We start from the raw sequence: 12,531 nt of genomic DNA, 5'->3' as shown, positions 1-12,531 counted from the left end.
ACGAAAATTACCCCCCTCTGTCCCCCCGATGCTTTGGGGGGATGAAAGGGGGGTGTACCTCATGAGACTGAGAAAGGCTATATATAAATTTTGGAACTTTTACAATATACGTAACCGATCGATAATTACTGATTACTGATGAGCGATCGCAGAAAATTTACGTAACTTGTTAAGTGTTACGATGACTGATTACTGGTCACTGGTCACTGGTCACTAGTCACTGGTCATCAGTCACTGGTTAGTGGTTACTGGTCACTGGGATGTAGCGATAACCGTAAAATATTGCGTCTGGAAAAAGTACACAATGGTAGACGAAAATCAACAGCAGAACAATATAAATCAGCAATCAGGTGAACTAACTGAGGAACAGCAAACAATGACCGACTCTACAGTTCAAATCAACACTAACGAAACCGGGAATGAGGTTAATCAGCAGTCAGACACTCAAACTGAGGCAGTCTTGGAAACAACTGCTGCCAATCAAGACAGCAATGTGGCTGCGTCTGCTGATGCTACCAGTTATGAATCCAAAGCGAAAGAAAATGAACTAACTCAACAAATTGAGTCTCTTAAAGTGCAGCTAGAAGAGCGTAGCACCCAGTATATGAGAATTGCGGCAGATTTTGAAAACTATCGCAAGCGCAACCAAAAAGAGAAAGAAGACCTAGAGCAGCAGCTCAAGCGGAATACAATTACTGAATTACTCCCAGTTGTTGATAATTTTGAACGGGCACGGGCGCAAATTAAACCCCAGAATGATGGTGAGATGACCATTCATAAGAGTTATCAAGGCGTTTACAAGCTCTTAGTCGATTGTCTCAAACGTCTGGGAGTTTCCCCAATGCGTCCCGAGGGTCAACCATTCGATCCCAACCTACATGAAGCAGTATTGCGGGAACCTACGGATGAATATCCTGAAGGAACAGTGTTAGAAGAGTTAGTGCGCGGATATTACTTGGGCGAGCGAGTGCTACGTCATGCCATGGTGAAGGTAGCTGCTCCAAAGGAAGATGCCCCTTCTTCTGAGGACGGCTCAAGTTCTGCAAATAGTTGAAAAGCTATTTGTCATTTGTCCAGTGTCCAGTGTCATTTGTCCAGTGTCCAGTGTCATTTGTCCTTTGTTCAATTAATGACAAATGACCAATGACAAATGACCAATAACAAATGACAAATGACCAATGACAAATGACCAATGACAAATGACCACCAAAGTATCCGCGTACATATCAAGCCCAAAGTTTGTCAGCGCCTGACCGGTGGAAGCATACCCATAGCTAACACCGGGAATTGCTGCTCAAACCCAGGGAAATAAATACTCCGTAAAAATACCGATATTTATGAGCAAAGTTATTGGGATCGACTTAGGCACTACCAATAGTTGTGTCGCGGTTCTAGAAGGTGGTCAGCCGATTGTTATTTCTAATTCAGAAGGTGGACGAACAACTCCCAGTATTGTGGGATTTGGAAAGAGTGGCGATCGCTTGGTTGGTCAATTGGCAAAACGTCAAGCTGTGACAAATGCTGAGAATACAATTTTTAGTATTAAGCGTTTTATTGGGCGGCGTTGGGAGGATACAGTTACAGAACGCGATCGCGTCCCATACAACTGTGTCAAAGGTAGAGATGAGACTGTAGATGTTCAGATTCGCGGGCGCAATTACACGCCTCAAGAAATTTCTGCCATGATCTTGCAAAAACTCAAGCAAGATGCTGAAAACTTTTTGGGTGAATCTGTGAACCAGGCAGTAATTACAGTACCCGCGTATTTTACAGACGCGCAAAGACAAGCCACAAAAGACGCGGGTACGATCGCCGGACTCGAAGTGTTGCGGATTATTAACGAGCCAACGGCTGCTGCTTTAGCTTTTGGATTGGACAAGCAAGACCAAGAACAGCTGATTCTGGTGTTTGACTTGGGAGGCGGAACCTTCGACGTATCTATTCTACAACTTGGGGATGGAGTGTTTGAAGTAAAAGCCACTTGTGGCAACAACCATTTGGGAGGAGACGATTTTGACAACTGTATAGTGCGCTGGATGGTAGAACGCTTCAAGCAGCAGGAAAAAATCGATTTGACCCACGATAAAATGGCATTGCAACGCCTGCGAGAAGCGGCTGAAAAGGCAAAAATAGAACTTTCAAGCATGGGTACCACGTCCATTAATTTGCCGTTTATCACCGCAAACGACACAGGTCCCAAGCATTTGGAAATGGAACTCAGCCGTGCCAAATTTGAAGAAATGGCAGCAAATCTTATTGAAGCCACCATTGAACCAATGCTTCAGGCGCTCAAAGATGCCGAACTCAAACCTCAAGACATTGACCGGATTATTTTAGTGGGCGGTTCCACGCGCATTCCTGCGGTTCAAAACGCCCTGATGAAATTTTTTAACGGCAAAACTCCCGATCGCTCCATTAACCCCGATGAAGCAGTGGCACTTGGTGCTGCTATCCAAGCAGGAGTTTTGGGTGGTGAAGTTGACAATCTTCTCTTGCTAGACGTAACACCCCTGTCACTAGGAATTGAAACTTTGGGAGAAGTATTTACAAAAATTATTGAACGCAATACCACAATTCCCACTAGCAAGTCTCAGATATTTTCGACAGCAGTAGATGGACAAACCTCTGTAGAAATCCACGTCCTCCAGGGTGAACGGGCAATGGCACGGGATAACAAGAGTTTGGGGAAATTCCTCCTGACAGGAATTCCACCCGCACCCCGTGGCGTACCCCAAATCGAGGTTTCCTTTGAAATTGATGTCAATGGTATCCTTAAAGTCTTGGCACAAGACAAAGGCACGGGTCGAGAACAAAGTATTCGGATTACCAATACAGGTGGCTTGAGTGCCAACGAGGTCGAAAGAATGCGGCAACAAGCAGAAATGTTTGCCGAAGAAGACAAAAGACGCATACAGTTGGTCGAACTTAAAAACCAAGCAGACAATTTGGTGTACAGCTACGAATCCACCGTTAAGAGCAATGGCATAGTTATTAGTGACCAAATAAAAGCCTTGGCTGATGAAAAATTGCTCCGTCTAAAAGCATTGGCATCTGACGATAGCATCTCAGTCGCAGAATTTAAAGAGTGTTTGGAAGACTTCCAACAAACTTTGTTTAACATTGGTGCTGAAGTATACAACCGTGCTGGAACTCCCAGCGATGACGCTCCTGAAGAATCAAAAGCGTCATTGAAGTTAGAAGAGCCTGTAGCGTCGTCGGTGAGTGGAGCAGCAACACCGCAATTTAATTTTGATTTTGAAGACGAAAGTACTATGCAGGCTGATTATGAAGCGATAGACTGAAGAGCTAATGGCTAATGGCTAATGGCTAATGGCTGATGGCTAATGGCTAATAGAATAGTTAGCAATTAGCAATTAGCAGTTAGCAATTAGCCATTAGCAATTAGCTCAATACGGTTTTCCACACTTTTTAGTGCGGCTAGCACCTCTGTAAAATGGGCAGAGTTTTTGTCAACTACATAGCACAATGGTAAAGGAGGCAGCACCACGCTGTCACTTCTACTGTATGCTACCTTGGTTGGCATCTACTTTAGTGTCTGAGTACTGAATTATCCTAGATTAGGATAAGTTAGTACTACCTGACAGGGTTGAAACAGTTCGGTTTCGTTGCTTTTCAATCCCAAATCTAAAATCTAAAATCCACTGCTTAAGCCATAAGAAACAGGTTTATAACCCTACCTGCGGGCTGCGGGAAAGTCATGCCTTGGAAGATATCGATCCCAAGTGGGGTGGAGTCCAGGAACTAATGCCAGGGGGACAATTTATTTGTTCCTGAATTAGATATCTAAGAGATTGGCAGAAACTCTTAGAGAATCCCCGTACTTTAGTGCGCGGAGTGTTAAGTATCGATATAACCTAGTAGCTTCAAGGGCACTTGGCATTGAAAAAATTGTTATGGTGATTTTTGTAAAAGGTAAAAGGTAAAATCAAATATTAAGAAGTTTTAACCCTTGCCTTCTGCCTATCAGAACTTTTGAGCGATACGGCTTCAACCGTTAAGCTTCGCTTATCGCACAGCCCGAAGTGCTTTGCACTTCAGCTAAAGCTACTCGAGGTTCTTTGTTGCCTAGCTGCTTTCTACCTTTTAACTTTCACCTTTGCTATATGGCTCGCGACTATTATGAAATTTTAGGTGTCTCTCGTGACGCCGACAAAGAAGAAATCAAACGCGCTTACCGCCGTTTAGCCCGGAAGTATCACCCAGATGTGAACAAAGAACCGGGTGCAGAGGAACAATTTAAAGAAATTAACCGCGCATATGAAGTCCTATCGGAGCCGGAAACCCGTGCTCGCTATGACCGCTTTGGTGAAGCGGCTGTAAATGGTGGAGCTGGTGCAGGCTTCCAAGATATGGGTGATATGGGCGGTTTTGCCGATATCTTTGAAAGTATTTTCAGCGGCTTTGCTGGTGGTATGGGGGGTACAACACAAAGGCGTCGCGGCGGACCCGTGCGAGGCGATGACCTGCGGTTAGACCTAAAGTTGGACTTCAGAGAAGCGGTTTTTGGTGGTGAGAAAGAAATTCGCATTTCTCATCTAGAAACTTGTGAAGTGTGTACCGGTTCTGGTGCTAAGCCGGGAACCCGCCCGCGTACTTGTTCAACTTGTAGTGGAACAGGTCAAGTGCGACGCGTAACCAGAACACCCTTTGGCAGTTTTACCCAAGTCTCTACATGTCCCACCTGTAATGGTACGGGAATGGTTATAGAAGATAAATGTGACGCTTGTGAGGGTAAGGGCGCAAAACAGGTTACCAAAAAGCTGAAAATTACTATCCCTGCAGGTGTGGACAATGGCACGAGATTGCGGATCTCCTCAGAAGGCGATGCCGGTCAGCGTAGCGGTCCTCCTGGGGATTTATACGTTTACTTGTTTGTCAATGAGGATGAGGAATTCCATCGGGATGGCATTAACGTTCTCTCAGAAATTAAAGTTAGCTATCTACAAGCAATTCTGGGCTGCCGTTTAGAAGTGAACACGGTAGATGGACCGGTGGAATTGCTAATTCCACCAGGAACCCAGCCAAACACGGTGATGAAATTGGAAAATCATGGCGTACCTCGCTTGGGCAATCCCGTAAGTCGTGGTGACCACATGATTACAGTGTCAATTGATATCCCGACAAAAATTACGGCTGAAGAACGAGAACTTTTGGAGAAGCTAGCTAAAATAAAAGGAGATCGCACTGGTAAAGGCGGTCTAGAAGGATTTTTGGGAAACTTTTTCCACCAACGATGAATCTACCTTCCCTCTCAACTCCTAACGCTCAATTGGACTTACGTGGCACTCCTTGCCCGATAAATTTTGTGCGGACAAAACTCCGTCTGGAGCAAATGCAGCCCGGTCATTTGCTAGAAGTTTGGTTAGATCCAGGAGAACCAATTGAGCAAGTTCCTGATAGCTTGACTATGGCAGGCTTTCAAGTGGAACAAATTAAAAACTGTAATGATTATTATTGTTTATTAGTGCGCCGTCCCGTGGCTGTCTCATGAGAGGGGAAGACCTAGAAACCACTGGGCAGTTATTGGGCACGGTTTTAGCTGTACAAGCTAATTTTTATCGCGTGCAGTTAGATTTAGGGGACAAGGTAGACAAGGTAGACAAGGTAGACAAGGTAGACAAGGTAGACAAAACAGAAATTTCTCCCTTGTCTACCGTGTCTCCCCCCTCTCCCTTGTCTACCCCCTCTCCCTTGTCTTTCTCATAGCCCAACTTTTGCAAGAGTGCTTCAAGCTCATCACAGCAACCGTGAACATCGCCAATAATATCAAAAGGACCAAGTTCGTGTTTGCGGTTGTTCCAGAGCGGTTGGCGCTCAATTTCCACAGATTCTATTTCCTCCACAGAATTGAGAATATAGACATAGCGGAAACCTTCCTTTTCCAAACCTCGCAGCGATCGCTTCAGAAACTGAGTGTGACGGCGCACCACATGAAAACCAAACTGACGATCTAGTCGTAGTTGGTTGCGTTGGAAACAAAGTTCCTCTGGGAGATTGAAAGCGATCGCCACAGACAAAAAGTGATACTCTCGTGCCAATGCTAGTAATTTTTTGCGGTCTTCCGGGTACACATTAGTCGCATCTATAACAGTGAGTTTACCCAAAGCCAACCGCTTAGCCGCAATATAGTACAATACATCAAAAGCATCAGAACTTGCAGCTTGATTGTTTTCATCATCAGACACCAGCCCGCGACAAAAATCAGAAGACAATATCTCAAAAGGCTGAAAGTTTTTGCGAGCAAACGTTGACTTACCAGAACCAGAAGCTCCAATAAGAACAACCAGAGAAAGTTCGGGAATAGTTAATTTCATGTTAGTTGTTAGTTGTTAGTTGTTAGTTGTTAGTTGTTAGTTGTTAGTTGTTAGTTTTTAGTTGTTAGTTGTTAGTTTTTAGTTGTTAGTTGTTAGTTGTTAGTTGTTAGTGGTTAGTTGTTAGTCGTTAGTGGTTAGTGGTTAGTGGTTAGTGGTTAGTGGTTAGTGGTTAGGGCGCAAGACCGCCGCGCCCGTACATGATTGGTTTTTTCCTACATCCGTGTTCATTGAACGCGATGTTACTCACTGACTGCTCGATCTTTGAGTAATTGCGCTTTTTTCTGCAAATGCTGGAAGTAATCTGTTTCGGTTTCACTCCCTGTTACCGATCTATCTCTAAGTTTTTGCGCTTTTTTCTGTAACTGTTTAAAATAATCTGTTCCTGTCACTTCTGCGACTTGGCGAGCTTTTTTAACTTCATCAATAGCAATATTCAATTCCATAACTTGCTGTTTCAATTTTTGCTCTCGCTCTTTCACTTGTTCAGCCATATTCGTGAAAACACGTACAAGCTGACCCATGTCGTCTTGTCTGCGAGAAGCTGGAGCTAAGGTTTGAGGTTCAAAATCATCTCGCTCTAATGCTTGTGCTGCACAAGTAAGACTGCGGATGGGTTTTGTAATACTTTGTGCTAAGACTAAAGACGCGATCGCGGCAATGGCTCCTACTGCTAATAAATTACTGGTATTTTGCCAAATCAGTTGATTGAGAGGATCTGTGAATTTGTCTTGAGGTTTACTAACTCCTAAAACCCAAGGCTGCACTCCTAGAGGTGCAAAGCCAACCATTTGAGGCATTTCTTCTAGAGGAGAACGGTAGATTGTATGCCCTGTCTCTTTAGCACCTACCATTGCTGCTGCTAACTCAGGAATATTTAAACTTTTAATATTGGTAATACCATAACGTTTATCAGTAATAATTTGTTGATGTGCTTCTGTTGACAAAGGAGCTAAACTATGAAATAAAAGCGATTTTTCAGGATGACTGATAATAATTCCATGCTGGTCAACAAGGAATGCATGACCCTGAGAACCTATTTGTAATGCATTGACAAGCGCCCAAATTTTTTCTCCTTTGATTTTGATGACTGCAACTCCTACAAGTTCGCCATTTCTTCCGCGTACAGGATTAGATAAATAAAGACCAGGTCTTTTGGTTGTTTTACCTAGTAAAACACTGGAAATGTAAGAGCGTCCTTGAATGGCTTGTTGGAAATACTCCCGAAAGTTATACTTTTGACCAACGAAGGTTGGATCTGTGGAAGCAAGACAAAGCCCTTGTTTGTTTAACAAGTAGACAGCATCATAGTCTGGATTGGAGTGGAAAACATTATCAAGTGTTTGTTGCAGTTCAGAACGTAACGGTGTTTTTTTGATGAGAGTGGGAGAAGCAAGAAAGTTTATGACATTTCGCTCGGTACTGACTTGAATAACAACACTGTGAATATCAATAAGGAGTTGATCGATACGACCCGCACTACTAGCAGCTGTTAATTCGAGTTTCCGGTACTCGCTAGCCCGAGCATTTTCTAAACTCTGTTGTAAATTGTAATAGGAGGTAAAACCCATCGGTGCAATCGCAACTGAAAGCAGGGCTACCGAAATTTTGGCAGCTATTGGCCATGCTGGAGGATTAAATAACCGATGTACTTGTTGCATTGTAATGACGCTTATTAAAAGCGTTGGTTTGCGATGGTGTTTTAACAGACTAGATGGTGTGAGTGCTTCACTTTAATAAAGCACTAATCTCTGCTATGTCCAGAGCTTTTTTAGCCTTTATAATAACTCGATAAAAAGCTTGTTGATTTTGCCAAGCGGAACGAGGTAATAGAGGAGGCTGAGAAGATTGAGTTTGCTCAATTGAGTTGTTTTCAATAGCCATACAATTTTGAATTTTGGATTTTAGATTTTGGATTTTAGATTTTGGATTAAAACCGGTCAGATGGTCACTGGTTACTGGTCAGTGATTCTAACCATTGAATGCGGTCAGCAGTAAAATGGAGTGGGTCATTTTCTGGCCAGGGAGCATTCACTGGCTCTTCGACAATCTCAAATTCACCGTTATCAAAGGGCAATCCTTGAGCTTGTCGTTTGGGATAAACACGCTCTCTGATACCCCGCTTTGCTTGCTCTAAGGCTCGGTGATGGCAGTAAGGATTATTGCCTCTGCGATCGAAGAATACGTGTGCTGTCCAAGAGCATCCACCACGACAGAGTTCGGCAAACTTGCAAGTCTTGCAGAATCCCCATAAATGCTTTGTGCCTTCAGGGGAACCAGCATGAAGATTGAACCGCAACTCTTCTGTTTGTTCAATAATTTCACGCAAAGAACGTTCTCTAATATTACCACCAGTATATGCTGCTGTAGGTAATGAAGGACATCCTTTTATTGCTCCGTCAGCCTCAAGCCCAAGAGTAGACAAGCCTGCACCACAACCTTGCCAAAATACCCATTCATCTCCTCCACCACGAAACAGTCTTTCATAAGAACCATAATAACCTATGTTATTACCTGCACGGACTTTTACTCCTTCGCTGCTAGCTCGTTGAGTGATACGAGCTAGCATGGGGTAGAGGTCTAATAGTTCGTATGGTTGCAATAAAATATCTGCGTTGTCTGCTGCATTTCCCATAGGAACGGTCAGCTGAATTTGCCACGCACGAGCACCTGCATCCCGTATGTGTTCGTAAATCTGAGGAAATTCTGGAGCAGATAAGCGGTTAATTTGAGTATTGCAGCCAAAGGGAATGCCAACCTCTTTTAAATAGCCCATAGTTTTCAACCCGGACTTCCAAGAACCTTTCCGACCCCGGAGGCGATCGTGAGTGGCTTCTAGCCCATCTGTTGAGACAGAAACCATTTTAATTCCTGCATCCTTCATTCGACGAGCCATTTCCAGTGATATGCCATAGCCGCCAGTCGTCATCCCGCAAATCATACCAGCTTGAGTAATGGCTTGAGCAATTTCTAACCAGTCAGAACGTAAGAAAGCTTCTCCTCCAATAAGAGTCACTTCTTTAATTCCAACTTCAGCTAACTGTTGAACGAGGTCTAGAGCTTCTGCTGTTGAGAGTTCTTGATGGCGGGCTTGTCCTGCACGGGAACCACAATGGCTGCAAGCAAGGTTACATTTTAGTGTAATTTCCCAGACAGCATAACTGACTCGGTGATATTCTTCAGACATTCCTGTTCCTCCTTAATCAATTAACAGATATCAACACATTGTTAACTGATTTACGTTATCTAGTACTTGAGCGTACTATAGAGTTAGGGGTTACAAGATCCCCAATTTCTTCAAGAAGTCGGGAATCTAAACTAACTTGAATGTCCTGCTACAACAGATCTAATGGAGCCCCGTACAAAGGCTGGACGGGAGGAAATTTTTCTGGAGGCCAAGGGTATATGAAACGCAACCCGCCGCTAACACTCGTCAATTCAGCTTCGCTCAGTTCACCATCGTCTTGTTCTGAAATTTGCTGTAATGCAGTTTCCCATTCTTCGGAAGTAAAACTATAGCCAGCAGATAGAGTAAAATCTCGGCGAGAGTCTTCAGATGAAGCATTTTGGTACTGGGTACGAAATGCCTCATCTGCAATCATTCTTTGATAAAAAGCTTTTGCACTTTCAATGGACATAATAGTCTCCTCTTAATATTTAGCAGCTTACGTGAAGCAACTTCCAACGACAATGCACAATATTTTGGTAGGACTCGCAATTTCTTCGCTGTCCTCTTCATATATGTCACAAATGTCATTACTCCCTTCGGTGCTATGGCGCTTTTCAATTGGGTGCAATACATAAAAAAGTTATGGAACCGCAGATGCACGCAGACGAACGCGGATATAACTGTACCTCATTCAAGTGAAAACCGCTATATAAGATTACCGATCGTATCTTGCTCTTTCCTCTGTGTTCTCTGCGCCTGGTGCGGTTTGTTTATTTAGGTAATCTTTCGGCGGAAAAGGAGTCATTACCGAACACTTATTTCTTGTAAAGAGTCAGAGGTCTTAGGTTCATTATGCCAAGATTCCGACCACTGAACGCAATCAGCAGTAAAATGCAGTGGGTCATTGAGAGGTAAAGGAGTGTTAAGAGATTCTTCAATGATACCAAACTCACCGTTATCAAAAGGGAGCCCTTGTGCTTGTTGTTTGGGGTAAACACGTTCCCTGATACCCAAGGTTGCTTGTTCTAAAGCACGGTGATGGCAGTAAGGATTGTTTCCTCTGCGATCGAAGAATACGTGTGCTGTCCAAGAGCAGCCACCACGGCAAAGTTCAGCAAATTTACAAGTTTTGCAGAACCCCCACAAGTGGTCAGTTCCTTGACGAGTATCCGCCCCTAGGTTAAATCGCAATTCTTCAGCTTGTGCAATAATTTCACTTAAAGGTCTGTCTCTGATATGACCACCCGTATACGCCGCACTTGGTAATGAAGGGCAACCCTTAATTGCGCCATCTGCTTCAATACCCAATGCAACCAATCCAGCACTGCAACCTTGCCAAAATCCCCATTCGCTTCCTCTACCACGTAGCAGTCGTTCATAAGGACCATAGTAGCCAATGTTATTACCTGGTTGTAGGTGAACTCCTTCACGATTGGCTCGCCGTGCAATGCGAGCTAGCATGGGGTAAAGGTCAAGCAATTCATAGGGCTGCAATAGAATTTCCGTATTATCTGCTGCATGACCCATGGGTACAGTGAGTTGAATTTGCCAAGCTTTTGCACCTGCATCGCGAATATGTTCGTAGATTAGCGGTAATTCAGGAGCAGACAAGCGGTTGATTTGCGTGTTACAGCCAAAGTATATACCAACCTCTTGAAAGTGGCTCATGGTTTTAAAAGCAGAGTTCCAAGAGCCTTTTTTTCCCCGCAAGCGATCGTGAGTTTCTGCTTGACCACCATCTACAGAAACAGAAACTACAGAAATTCCTGCTTCTTTCATTCGCCGTGCAGTTTCTAAAGAAATGCCAAAGCCTCCTGTTGTCATACCACAAAGCACATAAATGCTTCGCCGCCAATAAGCGTGACTTCTTTAATCCCCACCTCTGCTAACTGTCGCACTAAGTCCAAAGCCTCTTGTGTGGAAAGTTCTTCAGTACGGGCTTGCCCTGCACGCGAACCACAATGACTACAGGCGAGATTACATTTTAAAGTAATTTCCCAAACGGCGTAAGTGATCCGGCGATATTTGCTTGCCACAACTTGTCTCCCTTCAACCCGTAACACTAAAATACTACTCAAGCTACTGCTTTATCTACTTCAACCATTCAAAGATGTCGGTAGGACGAATCACACCATACATTAATTGATATGTGACGCCACCAGCAATTGCTTCGAGGTCTTCATCCTGGAGAGCATCTGCATCTGAGTTACAAGCTTGCAGCTCATCTATAACAACTTGCCATTCGTCGGCTGTAAATTGATAACCGGATGCTTTAAGAATTTGCTTGCGTTCTTCTTGAGTTAGACTTTGTTCGAGTTGTGAACGGAAAGCATCATCTACAGCCACTCTTGAGTAAAAAGATTTTGCACTTTCAATAGACATATGCTGTTCTCCTGTAATGCAGATACCTACAGATACTTGGTATGTTAGAAGAGATAATTTTATACATCAATGCACTATTTTTCTAGAAAACTCACGTTTTTTTCGTTGACTGTTGTGGAAAAAAACGTGATGAAAACGAAATATCCTTCATAGAATTACCCTAAAAATTTGCTTATTGTTTTAGCAAGTTAAACACAAAACACAGAAGTGTTTAAGAAGAGTGCCGTGTTTAAACATAGCTATTCTTCTTTATTTTAGGAGCATGAAACTTATGAATGAACAAAGAAAGACTCGCAACGAAATCGAAGCACACATTATTGCTCAATCTTGGAAAGATGAAGCTTTCAAGCAAGAGCTTTTGGCGAATCCTAAAACTATTCTAGAACGAGAAGTCGGCGTTCAACTTCCAGAAGGAGTGAACGTTCACATCGTACAAGAAGACCCCTCCAATCTTTACTTTGTACTGCCTATACAGCCTAAGTTAGAAAACTCAGAATTATCTGATGAGGAATTAGAAGCAGTTGCTGGTGGAGTTACTTGGACTGTAACCATCATTGCTATTCCTATCATTCATGGCTTTATTGAAGAGCACAACAGACAAAATCCGTAAGTTATCAATTGATTAGAACAAATCTAACTAATTTTAAG

Annotated in this window: 11 protein-coding genes and 2 pseudogenes; 5 read left to right on the top strand and 8 right to left on the bottom strand. The window is 43.3% G+C overall.

Annotated elements, in window-relative coordinates:
- The first annotated feature begins 304 nt into the window (after positions 1–304).
- Entirely contained in the window at positions 305–1,054 is a 750-nt protein-coding gene (gene grpE, locus F7734_RS38325; RefSeq protein WP_155749686.1) for a nucleotide exchange factor GrpE, read from the top strand.
- Positions 1,055–1,337: 283 nt separating this feature from the next.
- Positions 1,338–3,302: a molecular chaperone DnaK gene (dnaK, locus tag F7734_RS38320; protein WP_155749685.1), complete on the top strand. Its 1,965-nt coding sequence runs from the start codon at positions 1,338–1,340 to the stop codon at positions 3,300–3,302.
- An 86-nt stretch (positions 3,303–3,388) separates the two neighbouring features.
- On the opposite strand, the gene F7734_RS38315 is transcribed toward dnaK, so the two are convergent.
- A complete protein-coding gene (locus F7734_RS38315) occupies positions 3,389–3,544 on the bottom strand; it encodes a hypothetical protein (RefSeq protein WP_155749684.1) in 156 nt (51 codons plus the stop codon).
- A gap of 580 nt (positions 3,545–4,124) precedes the next feature.
- On the opposite strand from F7734_RS38315, the gene dnaJ reads away from it, so the two are divergent.
- Together dnaJ and F7734_RS38305 are read left to right on the top strand one after the other, a co-directional pair.
- Entirely contained in the window at positions 4,125–5,258 is a 1,134-nt protein-coding gene (dnaJ, locus tag F7734_RS38310) for a molecular chaperone DnaJ (protein WP_155749683.1), read from the top strand.
- Positions 5,255–5,512, top strand: a complete 258-nt coding sequence (locus F7734_RS38305; RefSeq protein ID WP_155749682.1) for a sulfurtransferase TusA family protein — start codon at positions 5,255–5,257, stop codon at positions 5,510–5,512. Before dnaJ ends, F7734_RS38305 begins: the two co-directional genes overlap by 4 nt.
- A 127-nt stretch (positions 5,513–5,639) precedes the next feature.
- Here the strand turns inward: F7734_RS38305 and F7734_RS38300 are convergent.
- The 7 genes and pseudogenes from F7734_RS38300 to F7734_RS38275 form a co-directional block, all read right to left on the bottom strand.
- Positions 5,640–6,335 (bottom strand): annotated as a pseudogene (locus F7734_RS38300) (AAA family ATPase); the annotation flags it as partial.
- A gap of 239 nt (positions 6,336–6,574) precedes the next feature.
- Positions 6,575–7,993 (bottom strand): cache and HAMP domain-containing protein, encoded by a 1,419-nt coding sequence (locus tag F7734_RS38295; RefSeq protein ID WP_166482411.1) that lies wholly within the window; start codon positions 7,991–7,993, stop codon positions 6,575–6,577.
- Positions 7,994–8,060: 67 nt separating this feature from the next.
- Complete coding sequence (locus F7734_RS61095) at positions 8,061–8,216, bottom strand: hypothetical protein (RefSeq protein WP_166482410.1); 156 nt, start codon at positions 8,214–8,216, stop codon at positions 8,061–8,063.
- A gap of 64 nt (positions 8,217–8,280) precedes the next feature.
- Positions 8,281–9,519 carry a nif11-class peptide radical SAM maturase 3 gene (locus F7734_RS38290; protein ID WP_155749681.1) on the bottom strand — a complete coding sequence of 413 codons (1,239 nt, stop codon included), beginning with the start codon at positions 9,517–9,519 and terminating at the stop codon, positions 8,281–8,283.
- 148 nt (positions 9,520–9,667) lie between these two features.
- Positions 9,668–9,970 carry a Nif11-like leader peptide family natural product precursor gene (locus tag F7734_RS38285; protein WP_155749680.1) on the bottom strand — a complete coding sequence of 101 codons (303 nt, stop codon included), beginning with the start codon at positions 9,968–9,970 and terminating at the stop codon, positions 9,668–9,670.
- A 335-nt stretch (positions 9,971–10,305) separates the two neighbouring features.
- A pseudogene (locus F7734_RS38280) lies at positions 10,306–11,537 on the bottom strand (nif11-class peptide radical SAM maturase 3).
- Positions 11,538–11,592: 55 nt separating this feature from the next.
- Positions 11,593–11,883 carry a Nif11-like leader peptide family RiPP precursor gene (locus F7734_RS38275; RefSeq protein ID WP_155749679.1) on the bottom strand — a complete coding sequence of 97 codons (291 nt, stop codon included), beginning with the start codon at positions 11,881–11,883 and terminating at the stop codon, positions 11,593–11,595.
- 271 nt (positions 11,884–12,154) lie between these two features.
- On the opposite strand from F7734_RS38275, the gene F7734_RS38270 reads away from it, so the two are divergent.
- Positions 12,155–12,493, top strand: a complete 339-nt coding sequence (locus F7734_RS38270) for an NHLP leader peptide family RiPP precursor (protein WP_155749678.1) — start codon at positions 12,155–12,157, stop codon at positions 12,491–12,493.
- Positions 12,494–12,531: the final 38 nt, after the last annotated feature.

This window comes from Scytonema sp. UIC 10036 (assembly GCF_009725235.1).
This window is presented reverse-complemented; position numbering and strand designations above follow the sequence as displayed.